Annotated in this window: 18 protein-coding genes, 2 pseudogenes and 1 riboswitch; of the genes and pseudogenes, 7 read left to right on the top strand and 13 right to left on the bottom strand. The window is 62.5% G+C overall.

What is annotated here, in order from left to right:
* Positions 1 to 100: 100 nt before the first annotated feature.
* Positions 101 to 700 carry a gamma-glutamylcyclotransferase gene (locus IVB22_RS10465; protein WP_247517248.1) on the bottom strand — a complete coding sequence of 200 codons (600 nt, stop codon included), beginning with the start codon at positions 698 to 700 and terminating at the stop codon, positions 101 to 103.
* Between the two features lie 109 nt (positions 701 to 809).
* Between IVB22_RS10465 and IVB22_RS10470 the strand changes: the two genes are divergently transcribed.
* On the top strand, positions 810 to 1,997 hold the full coding sequence (locus IVB22_RS10470) for a DUF2125 domain-containing protein (protein ID WP_247517249.1): 1,188 nt from the start codon (positions 810 to 812) through the stop codon (positions 1,995 to 1,997).
* Between the two features lie 234 nt (positions 1,998 to 2,231).
* On the opposite strand, the gene IVB22_RS10475 is transcribed toward IVB22_RS10470, so the two are convergent.
* Genes IVB22_RS10475 through IVB22_RS10485 form a run of 3 tightly spaced genes read right to left on the bottom strand, consistent with a single transcriptional unit; the run spans position 2,232 to position 5,155 of the window.
* Positions 2,232 to 3,170 (bottom strand): prephenate/arogenate dehydrogenase family protein, encoded by a 939-nt coding sequence (locus IVB22_RS10475; protein ID WP_247517250.1) that lies wholly within the window; start codon positions 3,168 to 3,170, stop codon positions 2,232 to 2,234.
* Positions 3,167 to 4,264, bottom strand: coding sequence for a histidinol-phosphate transaminase (gene hisC / locus IVB22_RS10480; RefSeq protein WP_247517251.1), 1,098 nt, complete (start codon positions 4,262 to 4,264; stop codon positions 3,167 to 3,169). Before hisC ends, IVB22_RS10475 begins: the two co-directional genes overlap by 4 nt.
* A gap of 42 nt (positions 4,265 to 4,306) precedes the next feature.
* Positions 4,307 to 5,155 carry a chorismate mutase gene (locus IVB22_RS10485; RefSeq protein ID WP_247517252.1) on the bottom strand — a complete coding sequence of 283 codons (849 nt, stop codon included), beginning with the start codon at positions 5,153 to 5,155 and terminating at the stop codon, positions 4,307 to 4,309.
* A gap of 175 nt (positions 5,156 to 5,330) precedes the next feature.
* Positions 5,331 to 5,410, top strand: a riboswitch (SAM riboswitch).
* 84 nt (positions 5,411 to 5,494) lie between these two features.
* On the opposite strand from IVB22_RS10485, the gene IVB22_RS10490 reads away from it, so the two are divergent.
* Together IVB22_RS10490 and metW are read left to right on the top strand one after the other, a co-directional pair.
* Positions 5,495 to 6,697 (top strand): homoserine O-acetyltransferase, encoded by a 1,203-nt coding sequence (locus IVB22_RS10490; RefSeq protein WP_247517253.1) that lies wholly within the window; start codon positions 5,495 to 5,497, stop codon positions 6,695 to 6,697.
* A 1-nt stretch (position 6,698) separates the two neighbouring features.
* Positions 6,699 to 7,367, top strand: a complete 669-nt coding sequence (gene metW / locus IVB22_RS10495; protein ID WP_247517254.1) for a methionine biosynthesis protein MetW — start codon at positions 6,699 to 6,701, stop codon at positions 7,365 to 7,367.
* A gap of 4 nt (positions 7,368 to 7,371) precedes the next feature.
* On the opposite strand, the gene IVB22_RS10500 is transcribed toward metW, so the two are convergent.
* Positions 7,372 to 8,244 carry an alpha/beta fold hydrolase gene (locus IVB22_RS10500; RefSeq protein WP_247517255.1) on the bottom strand — a complete coding sequence of 291 codons (873 nt, stop codon included), beginning with the start codon at positions 8,242 to 8,244 and terminating at the stop codon, positions 7,372 to 7,374.
* 527 nt (positions 8,245 to 8,771) lie between these two features.
* On the opposite strand from IVB22_RS10500, the gene IVB22_RS10505 reads away from it, so the two are divergent.
* The gene (locus IVB22_RS10505) at positions 8,772 to 9,374 is read left to right on the top strand and encodes a TIGR02594 family protein (RefSeq protein WP_374207521.1); all 603 of its coding nucleotides are present in this window, start codon (positions 8,772 to 8,774) and stop codon (positions 9,372 to 9,374) included.
* Positions 9,375 to 10,205: 831 nt separating this feature from the next.
* On the opposite strand, the gene IVB22_RS10510 is transcribed toward IVB22_RS10505, so the two are convergent.
* Together IVB22_RS10510 and IVB22_RS10515 are read right to left on the bottom strand one after the other, a co-directional pair.
* Positions 10,206 to 10,481, bottom strand: a complete 276-nt coding sequence (locus IVB22_RS10510) for a hypothetical protein (RefSeq protein WP_247517257.1) — start codon at positions 10,479 to 10,481, stop codon at positions 10,206 to 10,208.
* A 35-nt stretch (positions 10,482 to 10,516) separates the two neighbouring features.
* Positions 10,517 to 11,653 carry an NADH:flavin oxidoreductase/NADH oxidase gene (locus IVB22_RS10515; RefSeq protein WP_247517258.1) on the bottom strand — a complete coding sequence of 379 codons (1,137 nt, stop codon included), beginning with the start codon at positions 11,651 to 11,653 and terminating at the stop codon, positions 10,517 to 10,519.
* A gap of 256 nt (positions 11,654 to 11,909) precedes the next feature.
* Between IVB22_RS10515 and IVB22_RS10520 the strand changes: the two genes are divergently transcribed.
* Together IVB22_RS10520 and IVB22_RS10525 are read left to right on the top strand one after the other, a co-directional pair.
* Positions 11,910 to 12,692, top strand: coding sequence for an HpcH/HpaI aldolase/citrate lyase family protein (locus tag IVB22_RS10520; protein ID WP_247517259.1), 783 nt, complete (start codon positions 11,910 to 11,912; stop codon positions 12,690 to 12,692).
* A gap of 62 nt (positions 12,693 to 12,754) precedes the next feature.
* A complete protein-coding gene (locus IVB22_RS10525; RefSeq protein WP_247517260.1) occupies positions 12,755 to 13,090 on the top strand; it encodes a hypothetical protein in 336 nt (111 codons plus the stop codon).
* Positions 13,091 to 13,324: 234 nt separating this feature from the next.
* Here the strand turns inward: IVB22_RS10525 and IVB22_RS10530 are convergent, their stop codons facing one another.
* The 6 genes and pseudogenes from IVB22_RS10530 to IVB22_RS10550 all read right to left on the bottom strand — a co-directional run bounded on the left by IVB22_RS10530 (position 13,325) and on the right by IVB22_RS10550 (position 18,414).
* Positions 13,325 to 13,831, bottom strand: coding sequence for a GNAT family N-acetyltransferase (locus tag IVB22_RS10530; protein WP_247517261.1), 507 nt, complete (start codon positions 13,829 to 13,831; stop codon positions 13,325 to 13,327).
* A 393-nt stretch (positions 13,832 to 14,224) separates the two neighbouring features.
* Positions 14,225 to 14,342 (bottom strand): annotated as a pseudogene (locus IVB22_RS41570) (ClpX C4-type zinc finger protein); the annotation flags it as partial.
* Positions 14,343 to 14,384: 42 nt separating this feature from the next.
* Positions 14,385 to 14,654, bottom strand: a pseudogene (locus IVB22_RS41575) (glyoxalase superfamily protein); the annotation flags it as partial.
* Between the two features lie 177 nt (positions 14,655 to 14,831).
* On the bottom strand, positions 14,832 to 15,674 hold the full coding sequence (locus IVB22_RS10540) for a J domain-containing protein (protein WP_247517263.1): 843 nt from the start codon (positions 15,672 to 15,674) through the stop codon (positions 14,832 to 14,834).
* A 293-nt stretch (positions 15,675 to 15,967) separates the two neighbouring features.
* Positions 15,968 to 16,462: a hypothetical protein gene (locus IVB22_RS10545; protein ID WP_247517264.1), complete on the bottom strand. Its 495-nt coding sequence runs from the start codon at positions 16,460 to 16,462 to the stop codon at positions 15,968 to 15,970.
* Positions 16,463 to 17,619: 1,157 nt separating this feature from the next.
* Entirely contained in the window at positions 17,620 to 18,414 is a 795-nt protein-coding gene (locus tag IVB22_RS10550) for an MOSC domain-containing protein (RefSeq protein WP_247517265.1), read from the bottom strand.
* Positions 18,415 to 18,635: 221 nt separating this feature from the next.
* Here IVB22_RS10550 and clpB point away from each other — a divergent pair, with 221 nt between their 5' ends.
* Positions 18,636 to 21,275: an ATP-dependent chaperone ClpB gene (gene clpB / locus IVB22_RS10555; RefSeq protein ID WP_247517266.1), complete on the top strand. Its 2,640-nt coding sequence runs from the start codon at positions 18,636 to 18,638 to the stop codon at positions 21,273 to 21,275.
* The last annotated feature ends 49 nt before the right edge of the window (positions 21,276 to 21,324 follow it).

The following is a 21,324-nucleotide window of genomic DNA, read 5'->3' on the forward strand; positions in this document are numbered from 1 at the left end:
CAGTCTCGACCTTCGAGGTCCGCTTCGCCGCCAATGGCGGATACTGGCTGTCGCGGCCAGTGGATTTCATTTCAGTCGGCTCTGCGAGTCACACCCCAGCTCAACGGTCGCTGTTCTCTGCGGGAAGAGACGGTTGATGTTGATCGTGCAGCATCGCCGCGAGCCGATGCAGTTGGGAATCGCGAAAACCTTCCGCCTCGATCGCCTTTACGGTAGCCACAACATAGTCGCGGTTGACGCCGGACTGTCCGTGCCCTTGCAGCACATGACGCAACTGCTCTGCGAGCGACAGCCGCCCGGCATATTGCACATGGCCGCGGTCGACCACATAGACGAGGGCGCTGACGCGCTGGCGAGCTTCGTTTTCCAGCCACACCGATCGTTTCACCTCGCGGTAGACCGAGGTGACCTGCTCGCGCTCGCGCAAATAGGCGATGGTCGCGGCACTGTTCCTTTCCGCGACGCGGAACGCGACTCCGCGGCAGGCGCCGCCGCGGTCGAGGCCGAGCACGAGGCCCGGCTTCTCCGGCGTGCCGCGATGGACAAAGGAATAGACGCAGAGCGCGCGGTGTTCGCCGATCAGCCGCGCCGGAACCCGTTCGATGAATTCGAACCCCGGGCGCCACATCAGGGAGCCGTAACCGAACACCCAGAGGTCGCCTGTCGAGAATTCCGTATCGTTGAGTGTCTTCGCGGACATGCCCTGCACCGCTACCAGAACGGGACCGCAAAGCGAAGTGATTTCAATGCCTTTTGTTGTGGCGAGTGAACGCTTACATTTGACAAAATCGCTAGTCAAAGGACGCCGCATGCCTGACATGACCCCCGCGCCGCGCCGGCGCCCGCTGTGGCGCCTCTTCATCATGCCCGCACTGCTCGTCGTCGCCGCCGCGGCATGGAGCGCGTTCTGGTTCTATGCCGCTTCCGAGGTCGGCGTGCGCGCCGATGCGTGGGCGGTGCAGGAGGCAAAAGCCGGCCGGGTCTATGCCTGCGGCAAGCGCTCGGTGGCCGGCTTCCCGTTCCGCTTCGAAGTCCGCTGCGACGACGCCAGCGTTTCGCTGGTTTCGCAAGTGGCGGGCGCGCAGACGCCGTTCACCGCGCGGCTCGGCGAGATCATGGTGATCGCGCAGATCTACCAGCCGAAACTCCTGATCGCCGAGTTCAAGGCGCCGGCGACTCTGGCCGATCGCGGTCAGCCGCCGTCGATGAAGGTGAACTGGACCAGCGGCCGCAGCAGCGTGACCGGTCTGCCAGACGTTCCGCAGCGCGCTTCCATCGTGTTCGACAATCCCTCGATCGACCGCATCAACGGTCCTGTGCAGACGCCGCTCGCGCGCGCCGGCCATATCGAGCTGCACGGCCGCCTTGCCGATGGCTCGACCAAGGATCAGCCTGTGATCGATACGGTGCTGCAGATATCGGGCGGCAGCTTGCAGGAGGTGCACCCGGTGCTCGCGGCGCCGTTCGACGCCGATATCCAGACCAAGCTCACCGGGTTGAAGGATTTTTCGCCGAAGCCTTGGCCGGAACGGTTCAGGGAATTGCAGGCGGCGGGCGGCCGTGTCGAGATCGTGCGATCGCGGATTCAGCAGGGCGATCTGATCTCGGTTGCCGCGGGCACGTTGAGCCTCAACGCCCAGGGGCGGATCGACGGCGAATTGCAGATGACGGTGGCGGGCATCGAGAAAGTGATTCCAGCGTTGGGAATCGAAAAAATGCTGGAGGAGGGCGTGCCACAGGCAACGCTCGATCGCGTAGCCCCGGGCGTCAAGACGCAGGACCTCAACAATCTGTTCGGCGCGCTCGACAGGGCGATCCCGGGGCTCGGCAAGGTCGTCAAGCAGAACGCCAATACAGGCGTCGCCGCCGGCATCAATTCGCTCGGCAAGGAGGCGGAACTCGAAGGCAAGAAGGCCCGCGCCTTCCCGCTGCGCTTCGTCGACGGCGCGGTGTTTCTCGGACCGCTGAAAGTGGGGCAGGTGCCACCGCTGTTTTGAGACCGTAGGATGGGTAGAGCGCAGCGAAACCCATCACCGCAGTTGACGGCAGCGATGGGTATCGCTTCGCTCCACCCATCCTACGGGTGCTTTCGGCATTACGCGCGAATCTCTCCACGTCATTGCGAGCGAAGCGAAGCAATCCACGCCTCCACACGGGGATAGATGGATTGCTTCGCTTCGCTCGCAATGACGGCCGAGAGAACGGCGCGTAAGCGACGAAGCCGTATCGCCTCACTCCGCCTTCTTCAACGGCGGATGCGGCCGGCCGAAATCCGGCGCCGCCGAATCCTGGCCGATCTCGACGATGCCGCGGCGGATGGCGCGGGTGCGGCTGAAATGCTCGAACAGCGCTTCGCCGTCGTTGCGGCGGATGGCGCGGGTGAGTTTTGAGAGATCCTCGTTGAAGGTGCCGAGCATTTCCAGCACGGCTTCCTTGTTGTTCAGGAACACGTCGCGCCACATCGTCGGGTCAGACGCCGCGATGCGGGTGAAATCGCGAAAACCGCCGGCGGAGAATTTTATCACTTCAGAGGACGTCACCTGCGCCAGCTCGTCAGCGGTGCCGACGATGGTGTAGGCGATCAGGTGCGGCAGGTGGCTGGTGATCGCCAGCACCAAATCGTGGTGATCAGGCGTCATGGTCTCGACCTTGGCACCCATGCCGGCCCAGAACGCGCGCAGCGCTTCGATGGCCGTAAGGTCGGTCCCTTCAGGCGGCGTGAGAATGCACCAGCGGTCGATGAAAAGTTCGGCGAAACCGGAATCCGGACCGGAGTGCTCAGTGCCCGCGACAGGATGGGCCGGAACGAAATAAACGTTTGCCGGCAGATGCGGCGCCATCTCTCGGACGATCGCGCCCTTGACGGAGCCGACGTCGGACACGATCGCGCCGGCTTTGAGGAACGGTGCGATCTCCTGCGCGACCGGCCCGCAGGCGCCGACCGGGATGCAGAGGATCACGAGGTCGGCGTCCGCAACGGCTTCCGCGTTGGTCTCCAGCACGCGGTCGACGATGCCGAGTTCGGTCACCCGCGCGCGGGTTTTCTCCGAACGCGCGGTGGTGACGATTTCGCTGGCAAGCCCCTGGGCCCGCGCGGCGCGCGCGATCGAACCGCCGATCAGGCCGAAGCCGATCAGCGCGACGCGTCGGAAAATCGGCGCCGTGTTCACTTGGCCGCCATGAAGTCGCGCAGGCCATCGACGACAAGGCGATTGGCCTCCTCGGTGCCGATGGTCATGCGCAGCGAATGCGGCAGGCCGTAATTGTTCAGCGCCCGCAGCACCAGGCCGCGCCTGGTGAGGAACGCGTCTGCGTCCGCCGAAGTCTTGCCCTTCTCCTGCGGGAAGTGGATCAGCACAAAATTCGCCACGCTCGGCGTCACCTTGAGCCCGAGCTTGCCGATCTCTTCCGTCAGCCAGTTGCGCCACTGCTCGGTGAACGCCTTCGACATCTGGACATGCGCGGTGTCCTCGATCGCGGCCACCGCCGCCAGCATCGCCGGCGTCGAGACGTTGAAGGGCCCGCGGATCCGGTTGACGGCGTCGATGATGTTGGCGGGGCCGAACATCCAGCCGATCCGCAAGGCCGCCAGCCCGTGAATCTTGGAGAACGTATGGGTCATCACGGTGTTTTCGGTGGTCGCCACCAGCTCCAGCCCGAGTTCGTAATCGTTGCGCGACACGTAGTCGGCATAGGCGGCATCCAGCACCAGCAGCACATGCGGCGGCAGACCTGCACGCAGCCGCTTGACCTCGTCGAACGGCACGTAGGTCCCGGTCGGGTTGTTCGGATTGGCCAGCCACACCAGCTTGGTCTTCGGCGTCACGCGCGCAAGGATGGCGTCGACGTCGGCGGTGAAGTTGGTCTCGGGCGCGACGATGTTCCTGGCGCCGTTCGCCATGGTGGCGATCGGGTACACCAGAAAACCGTGCGCGGTGGAGATCGCCTCATCCCCATGGCTGAGATAGGTGTGCGCCAGGAGATTGAGGATTTCGTCCGAGCCGGCGCCGCAGATGATGCGGTTGGGATCGAGCCCATAAGCGCGGCCGATCGCCTCGCGCAGCACCCGTGACGTGCCTTCCGGATAGTCCTCCAGATGCGCCGCCGCCTGCTTGTAGACTTCCATCGCTTTCGGCGACGGCCCGAACGGGGTCTCGTTGGCGGACAGCTTGAACACCTTGCGGCCCGGCTCCGGCACCGGCGTCTTGCCGGGCGTGTAGGGCGCAATATCGAGAATGCCGGGATTCGGCACGGGGCGGTTCATCTTCTGGCTCCGGATATTCAAGGCGGCTTAGGACTTGGCGGCTTAAGACTTGGCTGCCCCGTTAGGGGGCACCGTATAGCGCGTTGCGTGGCTGCCGACGAGGGCCGAGGAGCGCACCGAGGCGCCGGCCTGGATCAGGGCCGCCTTGATCTTCTCGAAGCCGGTGCCGGCATCCGACACCAAGAGCGCCGCGCCGTCGAAGGCGGTATCGGGCACGGCGACGATTTCGGCAAGCGGCGCCAGCGCGCGGGCGGTATCGGCATTCCAGCCGGCGACGCGCACGCTCCACATCTGGACTTCCGTCACCATGGCATCGTCGGCGACCCGCGAGATCACGAACACCGGGAGCGCTGCCGGATGATCGGCGCGTTCGAGAAACGGCAGCCGGGCGATGATTTTTGGCGCGCCGTCCGTCTCGAGCAAATTCCACCACGGCGTGCGGCTCGAAATCGCCGAGACCAGCGCGAGATCGCCCTTCGATTTCGCCGCCGCTTCCACCGCGGCCTGCGCGCTGAAATGGCCCACATAAGGCACGACAAAGCCGAAGTGAAAGCGCGCCGAATCCCGCATCGCGGGTTCGCCGACCGAGACGTCCGCATGCACCGCGAACGGCGCCTGGACATAAGTGAAGGTCGAGATGATGACGCGCCAGATGCTCTCGATGGTGTCGAGCGGCAGGATGCCGCGATGGCGCTGCACCAGTTGCCGCATCATGCTGGCCTCCCGCGCCGGGCGGAACGCGGAGCCGACTTCCTGGGTCTGCTTCACCTGGATCAGCCGGTCGATGATGTCGCCGCGCGCCATCAAGAGGCGATGGACCTGCTCGTCGATCGCATCGATCTCCTTGCGCAATTCCTGCAGTGAGGGCGGGGCGGGGGGGGCCTTGGACATCGTGAAAACCTTGGTGCCGGAACAGCCCGATGCGCCCGGCAGACAGTCGCATTGATTAGGAAAGACGGGCGCCGAAAGCAAAGAGAAACGTCACGGGGGAGCCCTGCACGATCCGGTTAACCATGGTGTCCGGCCCCCGCCTGCCTTGACGAAATGCTTAGGCCGGACTAGCTTTGTTCCATTCCGTGGTCATTTGAGCCGGCCGGCTTGCAGCCACGTTAAACAACTCGCTAAACAGGCCGGGGACAGAGTTGATCCCGGCCGAACCTTTCGTTCAGGCCGGGTTTTTTATGGCCTGATTCTGTCCGTAGAGCCTCCGCGAGGAGGAAGGTCGCCACGATGACAAACGTGCATCCGATACCGAGCCCCTCGATCCTCAACGAGGATCGCGCCCATGAGGCCGACCATCCGACGTCGCTGGTGGCGAAGTTCGGGATGGATCAGCCGCTGAAGCTCGATTGCGGCATTGATCTCGCGCCGTTCCAGATCGCCTATCAGACCTATGGCGAACTGAACGCCGACCGCTCCAACGCCATTCTGATCTGCCATGCGCTGACCCTCGATCAGCATGTCGCCAATGTGCATCCTCTGACCGGCAAGGCCGGCTGGTGGGAAATCATGGTCGGTCCCGGCCGTCCGCTCGATACCGACAGATACTTCATCATCTGTGCGAATGTGATCGGCGGCTGCATGGGATCGACCGGCCCGGCGTCGACCAATCCGGCCACCGGAAAGCCCTGGGGGCTGGATTTTCCTGTCATCACCATCCCCGACATGGTCCGCGCGCAGGCCATGCTGCTCGATCGGCTGGGCATCGAAACGTTGTTGTGCGTGACCGGCGGATCGATGGGCGGCATGCAGGTGCTGCAATGGACCGCCGCCTATCCGGAGCGCGTGTTTTCGGCGCTGCCGGTCGCCTGCTCGACACGCCATTCGGCGCAAAACATTGCGTTTCACGAACTCGGCCGACAGGCTGTCATGGCCGATCCGGACTGGCATCATGGGCGCTATTTCGAACGCAGCACCCATCCGCATCGTGGATTGGCCGTGGCGCGGATGGCCGGGCACATCACCTATCTCTCCGACGCCGCGCTGCATCGCAAGTTCGGACGACGGATGCAGGATCGCGAGTTGCCGACCTTCTCGTTCGATGCGGATTTCCAGGTCGAAAGCTATCTACGCTATCAAGGCTCGTCCTTTGTCGAGCGTTTTGATGCCAACAGCTATCTCTATCTGACGCGCGCGATGGACTATTTCGATATCGCCGCCGACCACAGCGGCGTGCTGGCACAGGCGTTTCGCGGCATCAAGACCCGCTTCTGCGTGGTGTCGTTCACCTCGGACTGGCTGTTCCCGACCTCGGAATCGCGGGCGCTGGTGCATGCGCTGAACGCCTCGAGCGCGCGGGTGTCGTTCGCCGAGATCGAAACCGATCGTGGCCACGACGCCTTCCTGCTCGATGTGCCGGAGTTTTTTGACATTGCCCGCGCCTTCCTGGAATCAGCCGGCAAGGCGCGTGGTCTCGGTAGTACAGGTAGCTGACATGGCGCTTCAGGAACAGGCGTTGCCGCTCGGCGGCATAGCTCCGGACCGCACGGGCAAGTATCGCACCGATCACCTGCTGGTCGCCGACATGATCGGACGCGGCTCAAAAGTGCTCGATGTCGGCTGCGGCGACGGCGAGTTGCTGCAACTCCTGGAGAGCCGCGGCATCGACGGCCGCGGCATTGAGCTGTCGCGCGAGGGTGTCAACCACTGCGTCGCCAAGGGGCTCGCGGTGGTGCAGGGCGATGCCGACACCGACCTCGTCAATTATCCGGATGACGCTTTCGACTACGTGATCCTGTCGCAGACGCTGCAGGCGACGCGGCAGCCGAAGGTCGTGCTGGAGAACCTGCTGCGGATCGGCCGGCGCGCCATCGTCTCGTTTCCGAACTTCGGCTTCTGGAAGATGCGGCTGCAGCTCCTCGTCGGCGGCCACATGCCGCGCACCGAGAATTTGCCGGCGACCTGGTACGACACGGCCAACATCCACTTCTGCACCATCAAGGATTTCGTCGAACTGTGCGACGCGATCAACGTCAAGATGGAGCGCGCGGTGGCGCTCGATCTCTACGGCCGCCCGGTGCCGCTGAACCTGCCCTGGTGGGTCTGGAACATGTTCGGCGAGCAGGGAGTGTTTTTGCTGAGCCGGGGCGGGGCGGGGAAGTGACAGCCTAAACCACCGCCGCCACCGTCGACCTCGGATCGCGCACCGGCCATCTCCCGGCCTCGACCAGCGCAATGAACCGTTCCACCATCTCGTTGAACAGCGCCGGCTCCTCCAGATTGAGCACGTGGCCCGACTTCGGAAAGAACGAGAGCCCGGCGGCCGGCAGATGTTGTTTCAGGAACAGGCTCGGCCCGATGCAATTGTCGTCCTCGTCGCCGCACAGGATCAGCGCCGGCGTCGGCACGCGCCGGATCGCATCCGTCATGGTGTAGATCGAGGGACGCTGGCCCTGAAAGCTGCGCATCGTATTGGCCGAGCCTTTGGCGTCATGCCGCGCCAGCGCGGCGTAGAAATCGGCATGGCCGCGCGGGTCCTTCAGCAGAAACGGAATCCGGCTCGGCGCCTCGCGCGTCACCTTGGCGACTTCGGCCGAGCCGATCGCCTCATACTGCTCGGCATTGGCCCGGCACTGCGCGCGGAAGGCGTCGAGATTTTCTAGCTCCGAACCGGCGCCCACCGCAGCGAGCGTCATCGACAGCGCGCGGTCGGCCGCGTTGAGGCCGATCTGCAGCGACGAATAGGAGCCCATCGACAGGCCGACGAAATGCGCCTTGGCAATGCCGAGGTGATCGAGCACGGCGAGCGCGTCGGCATAGAAGTGCTTGTAAGTGTAGACGGCGGCGTCAGGCGGCACGTCGGATGGCGTATAGCCGCGTGCCGAATAGGCGATGCAGCGGTGGCCGCGCGAGAAGTAGCGCATCTGCGGCTCCCAGTTGGTGTGGTCGGCCGCGAACTCGTGCAGGAAGATGATCGGCGTCCCGCTTCCCGCCTCCTCATAGTGAAGACGCACGTTATCTTTGGCGACGGCATGGGGCATTCGGATTCCTCTCCATTTTCTTGTTTTTACGTAACATCATTACGTGGCGGGCCGGCAAAATTGCAATTAATTCTCGCGGCTGCAATGCGGCAGTTTAGTTTCATTTTCGCCATTGAATCATCGCGGAAGCACCCCGGAATCGATTCCCGGCCGCCACATGAAATCTTCCTCTCGTCACATCGCAACGCAAAACGCCGGCCGCGTTCGTTCGTAGACGAACGCAAAGGGGAAGTGGGGGCTACAGAGGATTTAGTATGCGTCAGTTGTTTGCGTTTCGCCGGTCGCTTCGTTTCATCGCGCTGGCACTGTGTTCGGTTTCTATCGTTGCATTCGTCACTCCAGCTTCGGCACGGCCTCAACACGGCGCAGGGCGACACGCTCGCGCTTATCACGCCGGCCATCATGCGAAGCATCATTATGCCCATCGCCACCATCGCCATGCGATCAGGATGTCGCGCGGGGTTGTGCCAATGCAGGCTGGCGGCTTTGCCGGCACCAACCCGAGCTTCATGGAAAGCAACCCCCAGATGGTGGCGCCCGGCGGCTTCGGCGCGCCCAACGTCGTCACTGAGGCGCGCGCCGATCGCGGCCGTCGTTCCCGGCTCAAGCACGCCGCGCACGCGTCGCGCTGGGAGCGTGGCGTAGCGCAGATGCAGGCGCGCGGTCTTGCCGATGCCAATGCAAGCGTCGCACCGAATGCAAGCGTCGCAACGAGCGCAAGCGTCGGGCCGAATTCAACCATGACGCCGCCCGGCGGCACGATGGCGTCCAGCTTCACCTCATCGAACGTCGTCGCCGAGGCGCGCCGTCATCTCGGCGGTAACCCGACGGGACGCGGCAGCCTGTGGTGCGCGCGGTTCATGAACATGGTTCTGCAGCATTCCGGCTATCGCGGCACCGGCTCGGACATGGCGAACTCGTTCGCGAAATACGGCCAGCGCGTTTCCGGCCCGCAGGTCGGCGCGATTGCGGTGATGACGCGCGGCCGCCGCGGCGGCCATGTCGGCATCATCACCGGCATCGATGCCAAGGGCAATCCGATCATGATCTCCGGCAACAATGGCAACCGCGTCCGCGAAGCCCCGGTCTCGCGCGGCCGGATCTACGCCTACGTCATGCCGACGAGCTGATCGCAGGACTCGTAGGGTGGGCAAAGCGCAGCGTGCCCACCATTACCCCGAGGGGGGCGCTGTGGTGGGCACGCTTCGCTTTGCCCACCCTACGAGCGGATGGAATACCCGGTAGCGTCTATCCGTTCGGATGATTCAAGTCGGCCTTGGATTGGCCGCCCGGCATCGCCTCGTCTCCGACGACGTGCAGTACGAACCGTTTAGGCGCGCGTTTGCCCCCGCCATCGGCTGGGGCCAATGTCTTTCGGCTTGCCCGCTTTGGTCGTGGCGCTGTCAGGTTCTCGGAAGAGCGAAACTGCGCGTAATCCCGGCAAAATAGCCAGCACGAAATCTGAAAGACGCCGTGGGTGATGAACAGCGCGGCCAGCACGTCGATCGACTAATGACAGTGGCCCAGCAGCACGACTGAACCGAAGAAGCCAGTCAGGGCGAGATAGAGCGCACAACTGTAATTTTGCGCGCGATAGCCGCGTGTGAAGCACGCCACATCTCGGAAATCCGTCTCGCTGGGGCGGTGAGGCCTATCCGGATGCCCGCCGGGTTCTCACGACCGTGAAGATGCTTCGTGGGGCGTGCGGCACGTAACAGTAGAGCCGTCCGATGAAGTCATTTTCCACGTGCGACGAAAACGTCCTGAAACGAACCGATGGTATAATGCTCCGACGCTAAATGTCCGGCGGCTATTTGATTCACCAGGTATTTGCCTGATTGAGGCATAGGTGTCGTCATGCGCGAAGATTTTGCTTCTTCCAGTTTCCTTGCGGTTATCGTGCTGAGTTTGATTGTGATTTGCACCGGGCTTTTCGCACTTGGAATCTGAAATCATTCGCTTCACGGAAGCGGTTCGACCTTCGCCGCCATGTCGGGAGCGCGTGTGACCCGGTATGTCGCGTTGCCGCATTTGAGGACCCAGACGGCGCGGTCCGGCCGGGAGCGCTTTTTGTCCCTGGTGGCGCCGAGCGCCTTGTCACAGGTGAACCCCTGCGTACGAATCTGAGCCGACAGCATGGCCTGCGGCGTCTCGGCAGCAACCTGTTGCGCCCGCACCTGCGGGCTAAAAAGAACAGCTGCGATAGCTATGAATAATGATGCAGGTGTCTTGTACATGACCTCAACCCTCGGGCAGACAGGATGGGGGCGCACTAGGATCGTACAACAGTACCCGTCGGCGTGGCAAAGCCCTCCATCGTCCTGATCCGCTTTTCGAGCCACCAGCCATATTCCGGCGTCCACTCCTCGAAGCGGTTGTTGATGCCGAGATCGTGCGACCAGTGGTGGGCGATGTTGGGATTGTATTGCGACTGACGACCAACCGCGATCAGATCGGCCTGGCCGTTTTCAATGATGGCTTCGGCCTGTTCGGCCTCCAGAATGAGGCCGACGGCCATCGTGGGGATGTTTGCTTCCCTGCGAACCCTCTCGGCAAAAGGAACCTGGAAACCGAGACTGCGCGTGACCTGCGCTGCCGTTGCAGCACCGGCAATCCCGCCCGAGGAACAGTCGATCACGTCAACTCCGCGCGCCTTCAGTTCGTGCGCCAAAGCCACTGTGTCGTCCATATTCCAGCCTTCGCGGGTGCCATCGACGGATGAAACACGCACGAACAGCGGCATCGCGGCCGGGATTTCGCGCCGCACCGCCTCGACAATCTCCAGCGGCAGGCGCATGCGGCCGGCACGGTCGCCGCCGTACTCATCATTGCGTGTATTGGAAACCGGCGAGAGAAAGGACGCCAGCAGGTAGCCGTGCGCCATGTGAACCTCGACGACGTCGAAGCCAGCCTTCACCGCATTGCGCGCGGCGTTGGCCCAGGTCGCGGGCATCGCTCGGCATTCGGCCGTGGTCAACTGCCGTGGCATCAGCCAGCCCGGCGCGACTGGCTCGGCCGTCGGTCCGACCGGCTGCCAGAGTTTTGCGCCCGCTTTGAGGTTCTCCTCGGTCAGCGGTCCCATGCCCTGCATCGCAGTCTGCGAGGATGATTTTCGTCCGCCATGGGCGAGCTGGATGCCGATCGCCGTGTCCTGGCGACGCATGAACGCGACCAGCGGTTTGAAGCTTTCGGCCTGGGCCTCGTTCCAGATGCCGAGATCGTTCTCGTTGATGAGACCGACCTCCTCGACGGCGGTCGCCTCGACAAAGACCAGCCCAAATCCGCCCAGCGCATAGCGGCCGAGATGCACAAGATGGAAGGCACCGCAGCTGTGGCCGGGATCGCAGCGGTAATGGACCATCGGTGGTACGACGAGCCGGTTTTTCAGGGTGAGGTTTCGAATTGTCATGGGCTGGAAAAGCCTTGGCCGCGCCGCTCCGCCACCGGGTCCGTCCATCACTGCAGTGCCTCCCGAGATCATTGTTTTGCGCATCAAATCAGCTTCAGTTGCGCCCCGCAATCCAGGCGTCGATCCGCGGGTACTCTCCATCTTGCAGGGCAGGATTGATCAAAACCAGGGGCCCACGTAAGTTGCAGCAAATGCTGACGACCGTCACCGGCCTCGCCATGCTCGGGTGACCATGGAGCACTTCGGGGGAAATGCGTTGCGCGCAAACCCATTGAAACCTCGCCTTGCGGCCGGCGGCTGTGCGTTCGGAACGATGACGTTCGAGTTCTTCACGCCCGGCTACCCGACGATCTGCCGCGAAGCAGGCGCTGAGTTCATCCTCTATGATATGGAGCACTCAGGCGTCGGCTTCGAGACCATGAAGGCGCAATTCGCATTCTGCCGCGGGCTTGATCTGGTGCCTTTCGTCCGCGTTCCCTCAGGCGACTACCATCACATTGCGCGTGCCCTCGACATTGGTGCGATGGGCATCATGGTGCCGATGGTCGAAACACCCGAGCAGGCAAGGGCGATCGTTGACTGCACCAGATATCCGCCGGCAGGACGACGTGGCGCCGCTTTCAATGTAGCGGCGCACGATGACTATTCGGGTGGGCCCGAGACCGACAAGATCGCGAGAGCGAACGCACGCACGATGGTGATCGCGTTGGTGGAGACCGCAACAGGCATCGCGAATGTCGAGGCGATCGCGGCGGTCGACGGCGTCGACGTGGTCTGGCTTGGTCACTACGATCTGACGAACTTCCTCGGCATCCCCGGGGAGTTCGACAATCCAAAATTCCATGCCGCCGTCGATAGCCTGGTCAAGGCGTGCAGGAAGCACGGCAAGACGCCAGGCTTTCTCGCCGGCAACGAGCAATGGGCGCGCGATTTTCGCGCCAAGGGATTTCGCATGATTGCCTACGGCGTTGACACGCTATTGATGCAGGGCGCACTCGCGCATGGTATCAAGCTGTTGCGGGAGACCGTGACGAATTAGGGCGAAGTGCCACCGGTCTTTTCACGCCTGCGGATTCGCAAATTGGGCGTTGTGGAACGCCGATGTCCGTTCTGCTCGGCGGCAGCGGACATTTCACCATCGACCTGCGATGTCCGATAGGTGCCGCCAATAGCGGAATAAACAAACCAGCGGGTAACTGGCCGAGCTATCCGCGGAACCTGCGAAACCCCGAGCGATTGGCGGAGGCGCAGTCGTTAGCAGCAATCGCTCTACAGGCACGGCAATCGCTCTGGCGCACCCGCAACTCCGGTCCGTTATTTCATCACGGTGCCCGCATCCAACCGGAGAGGAAAGATGATTTGGAAAAGCATCCGTGCGATCGCACCCGCTTCTGCGTGCTGGTCCGCAATGTCTGGCTTTGCTCGCAAGACGGCTGAGACAGTCTCCGAGTTCGCCAGCATCGCACACAACCTGGTTATGGACGTACGCGATAGCTACCGGCCCGAGTTGCACTACATGCGTGGCCCCGGCCCGAAATGGCGCGCCAAGCATCAGCCTTGGCCAAGATTCTGAAGCTGTATTGCCGGCAGGGCAGCACCAGGTGTCGCCGGTGTATATACGCCGTCCTAATGCGGCTAATGCCATCCGATAGCCGGCCGAGGTTACCGGAATTATGCGCGCGCCAAGACAGCTCTGCGCTGCAAGCACTCAAAAAGTCCTCTGCATCTCGACATTCTCGACCGGGCTCCGCATTCTGTTCCCGGATAACGCCGCACTTCCACCCATCCTCGGCGTGCGTAGAAAGCGCGCGCCCGGGTGTTGAAGCTACGCACTTCCAATCGCGCAACCGCGTATGATGATGCGATTTGCCGCTCAGCCACACTGAGCAGCTTCGATCCCACGCCGTCATTCCAGCAGGCCGGATCAACGTGCAGCGCGTCGATGACGTCGCGGTCGGGATGGACCATTCCAAGGAGCATGTTTCCGCGCGCTGCAACCGTGAAACTGTTCCATCCCGTCTCGGCGTGCAACCGTGCACGATCAGCAGCAGCAAACGCCTGCACAGCTTCCCACGGCAGTTCGGGAGCCCATGTGACAAGCCAGGAGCGACGTAAAAGACGGACGAGCTTAGGAACATCAAACTCTTCCGCGGGTCTGATCGTGATCTCGGATGTCATGCCGTACCTCGCGCAGAGCCGTTTTACAGCATGCATGATTAGGCTGGACTCTAATGCCGAACAAGTGGACGGATCATTGCTTCCGTTCATTGAGCACGGGCGTTGCCGTGCGCAGGGCCTGTTCGTACCGCTTCAGTTGGTCTTGCGGAAATTTCTGATTGGCGAGAAGTTCGTCAATCGTCTTGTTCTTCAAATGAATGATGCCGGACGATGTCAAGATATCATCATCCACCGGTTCCGCGTTGCGTCGAATTGCAAGCATTCGCTCGATCTGCTGCAAGACGAGACGATTGCGTTGCTCTCCCTTCTTCGCGTGTTCGACGTAATGCGACAGCGTCTCGGTGGACATGGCCCGGGCGCTCTCCGCGTCGCCTTCGATCAGCCGGAGCAGTTGCTCGTCGATGATGTCGCTGCACAGATCGATACATTCGTCGCAGATAAAGACGGCCGGGCCGGCAACCAGCTTGTTCACTTCATGCTGGTTCTTGCCGCAGAAGGAACAATAGAGCACCGCTTGTGCCGTTGGACCTTGGGATCCGGCAGCCGAACCGGAACGTGGCTGCGCCGTATCGATCTTGGCGGACAGGATGTTCCAGTTGTCGTAGCCGAACGTCTTCGCGATCAGCTCCAGGGATTCGCTATGGGTGATCTCCATAGCCTTGGCCTTCAAGGCATCGCGCAGGGAATGCGCCATGACTTTCGCATCGCGGAAATCGCGCATGAGAGCACCTCTCTCTATCGACGAACGGAGGAGATCGGTGCCTGCCTTGCCGACCCGTTCGCCAATGGCGAGGGCGCGGAGATAGATTGATACGTTCACCATCCCCGAAGGGCGCAGGCGGCGGGTGTATCGACCCGGCCACAATGTTGGCGCGCGTCAGCGCGTTGTCAACTCAAAATGCTTCGAGGTGGCGCCGCCAACGAGACCTTGCCGACGGCGAGGAGCTTGGCACCTCGAGCCAATGCAGCCGGCTTCCGTAAAAAATATCTGCCAGTGGCGTCAGGGCGTGCGTGCCCCTGAAGGGGACTTGTTTCGATTCAAATTTTCGATGCGCTTGGCCTCGGCGACGTCGGACAATGCGCGCTTCAGGTCGCCCAGGCGACGGAAGACAATGCCGCGATTGATGTAGGAATCTGATAAACTAGGATCCATATCTATCGCCAAGTCGAAGTTGGCGAGCGCAATAACAAGATCCCCGGCGCGATACGCCGAAATACCCCGTTCTCGATAATAGTTGGCGTCCTTGATCCCGACGTCGCGAGCCGGGGAAGCATGGGTACTTGCAGGTGCGATGCCTGTCGTCACCGCAGGTGCAATGCCGTCAGGTTTGGCCGGCGCTTCGACGCTCCGTAGATTCACGTCGTCTCCGACAACTGCAAGCTGGTCGTGTTGCCCGGTTCGGCCGTGTGCGTCGGATATTTCGGTCGCGGTGGGCACCTGCACGGATTCACGCCTGGACGCCTCGGTCACCTGCACCGAAGCGATGGGCAGCCGGTCGACAGGCCTGAACAGAAGGTAACCCCCGACGAGCACTGCGGAGACAGCAGCACTCGCGATTGCGTCAGCGGCCAGCCTGCGGATCGTGCCGGAGAAGTTGCTGCGCTTTGGCTTCGGGCTTTGCTGCCGGCGTGCGACTTCGAGCAGCCGGTCGTAGGTCGCTCGCTGCTGCCCGTCGCTCAGTATGGCGTTGGCGCGGACAATCCGCCTGAATCTCTCTGCAGCTTCCGGGTTGCCGGGATTGACGTCGGGATGACTTGCCTTCGCGGCTCTACGGAATGCAGCTCTGAGACCGTCCGCGTCGTCGTCCGGAAGCGCCCCCAGCAAATCGTAAAGAGTTGCCATTACTACTCACTGAAATGCAGATGCTACTCGATAAATTTAGCCATATCGGCCGACGCCCAAAAAATGCGCAGCCGGTGGAAATCCCCACCGCGCAAAGCGTGAAGGGTTGGAATGGCAAAACGAAGACTAAATGGAGAACGGCTGCGCACCGCCGGCATCGGGAAAATACCAGCCAGGATCGATTCAGACCGGTCACTCTTGCGTAGATTGTGGAGGTAGAGAGTGCGGGCTGTGAGCGCCGCTGACGCGGTAGCCGGTGAAGATGCTCGGCCGTCGCGCGGTTGCGCGGGTTGTTATCGCGCCGGCCTTCGTTGCCGAACCGGCTCAATTTCGCATGTGCTGGACGCCTGCAGCAGGACGAGGCGCTCGCGTGCGGCTTGCTCGGCATCCTGGTAGCACTGTCGTTCGTACTCGACCTTCAAGCGGGCCCATTCGTCCGGATCGACGGTCTTGAGGTCGGATCGTTTGAACTCGCAATCGGGGGCGGGCTGCGGTGACAGCAGCGCCAGCGACGGCCGCCGGACTTTTGGTTCGGCATGTCGATATGGTTCGGAGTATCGACGGGTGCGTACGGGAGCACGGACGGCAGGCGCTTTGCCTTCGTGCAGGGCCGGACTGACTTCACGTTGTGCCGGATTGCGCGCGCAGCCGGCAAATGTCATCGCACAAAAAATGACGCAGACGGCCACAAGTTTTGGAGCGAACGATTTCAGGCCGGCGGTATGCGGCTGCTCGCCTGCTTCTTCGCAAGAATCCCGAAAACCTAGCCCTGCGCCAGCGGTCGCCATGCCAATGATTTCCGATTAAACGCGCTTTGCTGAAAAATTGATCACATGAAAATTTCGCGGAGCGCGGCAACCATGAACGGAAAATTTGAATCGAATTCTAACGATTACGATGAATCAAATCTAAATCGGCTTCATTCGGTTCATGGTGCGTAAGTTGTGGCGGCGACTCTATGGCGTCGTAACGAATTTCGAATGGATGCAAGCGTTGAGAGAAGACCCGCATATCGCGGAGCTCATGCGGGCTACAATTTCGAACTATGCTCTGCGGGCTGCATCCTGCTTCGTTTCTGCAGAGCGACCGGGCCAAAAAGCCGCTGCGCGTAAACGGCGATTTGCTTAGCCATTTCAACGTGATTTGGGTCGTCCAGTCTCGATTGCAAAAATATTCCGCTTAACGTGTCGGGCAAATCAGTTCTATCAACTCGCCCGTCTCGTCCCGGCAAGAGGGGCGTATCGCGATCGTCACGAACGCGGGATGGGATGCGGTGGACGCGAGAGCGCCGGCGCGCAGACGGAGTCGCAGGGCAGGTTTATCTTGTGAGCGATATCCGGCGCGCAGGACGTACGGCGCTGACGCGTACGGCAAAACCGTGTGGTCCCGACACCCGTGGCTGGTGCCAAGCTGCCGGTGGCGAATTTGATCCAACCGGATCGATTGAGCCATCAAGCCGGCAGCGATGGAGGCAAGACGAATTCGTCTCCAGGGAGAGCGCGGCATAAGCCGTCAACCCATTGCGCAGGGAATGCCGGAGTGCTCCGGCTGTACCTGTATGCTCGTGTGCGCACTTCCTCGTGCACATTGCACACGAGACCGCGGGTGCAGCAAGCACCCGGCATTCCCTGCTCCCTCTCGTTTGAGGGACAACGTCTAGGCACACCTCGGGCGTAATGCGCCGCGAGAACGCAATGTCATATCTGAGTAGGATGGGTAGAGCGAAGCGAAACCCATCGCCCGTGCATAGCGGCGTTGATGGGTATCGCTTCGCTCCACCCATCCTACGAACTGCGTCGCGAGAATGCGGAGATGCGTGTTTGAGCGTTTGGATACCAGCGAAGCAATCGGTCCCGTAGGGTGGGCAAAGCGTAGCGTGCCCACCAGAAATCCAACGGCGTCGGTATTGAGAATGGTGGGCACGGCCAAGAGGCCTTTGGCCACCCTACCGCTCAAGCAGCTCCGGCTGCTCCGCCGCGATCGTATCGCCGGCGCTGATCGTGCCGCCGGTGATCACCTCGGCATAGATCCCGCAATCGGCGTGGCCGAGCCGGCGCTGCAGCGCCGTCGGAATCGCGAGATCGCGCTGGGCCGTATCCGGATCGACATTGATGGCGGCGCAGCGGACGATGCGTTTCACCACCTTCAGCCTGACGTCGTCGACCGCCAGCGTGTGGTCGAGCAAATCGAATTCGTGCCAGGCCGGCCAGCCCTCGACATAGAGGTTGGCGCGGAAGCGCAGCGGATGGACCGGTGCGCCCACCAAGTTTTCGATGGCGCGGACGCTGGCGAGATTGATGATGGAGACGACCTTGCGGGCGACGTCCGAAAAGCTGTGGCCCGGGCTTTCGAGCACTTTCGGCGGCCCCTTGATCAGGTCGGGAAAAGCCGAGGCGAAGAAGTTTTCGATCGCCGCCCGGCCCTCAGGCGTTGCGAGATTGCCCTGGGCCACGATCCGGCCGTTGTGGTTAATCGAGAGGACGTTGCTCGCATCATCGAACCGGGTGCGCAGGCCGGCCAGCCATTCGTCGCGCATTAGCATCAGGAAGTGCAATTTCGGCAGCCATTTCGGCTCAGCCGGGTCAAAACCGGAGGGACCGTTTTCGATGGCGTAGCGGCGGTCGGCCAAAAGGGGCTGGCCGGGGCTCAGTTCGGTGCGCCTGAGCTGCTCAGGGGTCAGGCCTTTGACGGGGTAGCGGTAGATCCCGGCGATGCGGGCGGGAAGGGCGGTGGTAGGCATGCCGCTTCTTAAGGGATTCCCACAGCCGACGCCACCGCTCCCGAATTTGTGACCGGGCCTCTTCCGTTTTGCGCCGCGATGCCCACATTTGCGTCAAGCCTGAAAACAGGGCGACGACCCGCGGCCGATTGAGAAATGTCAGTGCGGTTCGCGGATACCCAATGAAGATGCCGTAATCATGCCTCAGGGGTGGGGACGGCAGGCCGAGGGAAATAAAATCGATGAATATTGAGAAATACACCGAGCGGGCGCGCGGCTTCGTCCAGTCTGCGCAATCGCTCGCCATGCGCGACGGACACCAGCAGTTCTCGTCGCTGCATATGCTCAAGGTACTGCTTGATGACAGCGAGGGGCTGGCCGGCGGTCTGATCGACCGCGCCGGCGGCAACTCTCGCGCCATCCTCAAGGCTACCGAGGATGCGCTGAAGAAGCTGCCGAAAGTTTCGGGAAGCGGCGCTGGACAGATCTACCTTGCGCCCGATATGGCGCGCGCCTTCGGTGCGGCGGAAAAGGCCGCCGAGAAGGCCGGCGACGGCTTTGTCACGGTCGAGCGGCTGCTGCTGGGCCTCACGCTCGAGAAGGGCAGCGAGGCTGGCAGCATTCTCAGCAAGGGCGGCGTCACGCCGCAGAACCTCAATTCGGCGATCGAAGCGCTGCGCAAGGGCCGGACCGCCGACAGCGCGACGGCCGAAAATGCCTATGACGCGCTGAAGAAATATGCCCGCGACCTGACGCAGGCCGCGCGCGACGGCAAGCTCGACCCGGTGATCGGCCGCGACGAGGAAATCCGCCGCACCATCCAGGTGCTCTCCCGCCGCACCAAGAACAATCCCGTGCTGATCGGCGAGCCCGGCGTCGGCAAGACCGCCATCGTCGAGGGCCTGGCGCTGCGCATCCTCAACGGCGACGTGCCCGAAAGCCTGAAGGACAAGAAGCTGCTGTCGCTCGACATGGGAGCCCTGATCGCGGGCGCCAAATACCGCGGCGAGTTCGAGGAGCGGCTGAAGGCCGTGCTGCAGGAAGTCACCACCGCCGAGGGCTCGATCATCCTGTTCATCGACGAGATGCACACCCTGGTCGGCGCCGGCAAGGCTGACGGCGCGATGGACGCGTCCAACCTGCTGAAGCCCGCATTGGCGCGCGGCGAACTGCATTGCATCGGCGCCACCACGCTCGACGAATACCGCAAGCATGTCGAGAAGGACGCCGCGCTGGCACGACGCTTTCAACCGGTGTTCGTCTCCGAGCCGACGGTCGAAGACACCATCTCGATCCTGCGCGGGCTGAAGGACAAATACGAGCAGCACCACGGCGTGCGGATCACGGATTCCGCGCTGGTCGCCGCGACCACGCTGTCGAACCGCTACATCACCGACCGTTTCCTGCCCGACAAGGCGATCGACCTGATGGATGAGGCCGCGGCGAGGCTGAAGATGCAGGTCGATTCCAAGCCCGAAGAGCTCGATTTGATGGATCGGGAAATCATCCGGCTGAAGATCGAGCAGGAAGCGCTGAAGAAGGAAACCGACATCGGCTCCAAGAGCCGCCTGCAGGCCCTGGAAAAGGAACTGGCCGATCTCGAGGACAAATCGGCCGCGCTGACGTCGCGCTGGAGTGCGGAGAAGAACAAGCTCTCCGACGCGCAGAAGCTGAAAAGTGAGCTCGACGCCTTGCGCATCGAACTGGCGAACGCGCAACGCCGCGGTGAATTCCAGCGCGCGGGCGAGCTCGCCTATGGCCGGATTCCGGAATTGGAAAAGAAGCTGGCGGACATCGAAGCCAAGGAAGATGCCGGCGAGATGATGGAAGAGGCGGTGACCGCCAACCACATCGCGCAGGTGGTGTCGCGCTGGACCGGCGTTCCCGTCGACAAGATGCTGGAGGGCGAAAAGGACAAGCTCCTGAAGATGGAGGGCCAGCTCGGCAAGCGCGTGGTCGGCCAGGCCGAAGCCGTGCGTGCGGTAGCGACCGCCGTGCGCCGTTCGCGCGCCGGCTTGCAGGACCCGAACCGCCCGATGGGCTCGTTCATGTTCTTAGGCCCCACCGGCGTCGGCAAGACCGAGCTGACGAAAGCGCTGGCGGAATATCTGTTCAACGACGAGACCGCGATGGTCCGCCTCGACATGTCCGAGTACATGGAGAAGCACTCGGTGTCGCGGCTGATCGGCGCGCCTCCCGGCTATGTCGGCTATGACGAGGGTGGGGCGCTCACCGAAGCGGTGCGGCGGCGGCCCTATCAGGTGGTGCTGTTCGACGAGATCGAGAAGGCGCATCCCGATGTCTTCAACGTGCTGCTGCAGGTGCTCGACGACGGCCGCCTGACCGATGGCCAGGGCCGCACCGTCGACTTCCGCAACACGCTGATCATCATGACCTCGAACCTCGGTTCGGAGTTTTTGGTCAACCAGCCGGAAGGCGAGGATACGTCAGCGGTGCGCGAGCAGGTGATGGGGATGGTGCGGGCGCATTTCCGGCCCGAATTCCTCAACCGCGTCGACGAGATCATCCTGTTCCACCGCCTGCAGAAGAGCGAGATGGGCCGGATCGTCGAGATCCAGTTCGCTCGCCTGCAAAAGCTGCTGGAGGATCGCAAGATCACGCTGACGCTCGATGCCGCGGCCCGTGACTGGCTCGCCGCGAAGGGTTGGGATCCCGCCTACGGCGCACGTCCCCTGAAGCGGGTGATCCAGCGCAACCTGCAGGACCCGCTGGCCGAGATGATCCTCGCCGGCGAAATCGCCGATGGCGACCGCGTCGCGATCTCGAGCGAAGGCAACGTGCTCACCTTCAACGGCAAGGCGGCGCAGACCGCCGAGATTGCGCAGTTCGAAGCGCCGGTGCCAAAGCGTAAGCTGAACTGAGCCAGGCATGAAAGCGATTGGATGCATCCCGCGAGATGCGGGTGCATCC

Source organism: Bradyrhizobium sp. 190 (genome assembly GCF_023073415.1).
Classification (GTDB): Bacteria; Pseudomonadota; Alphaproteobacteria; order Rhizobiales; family Xanthobacteraceae; genus Bradyrhizobium.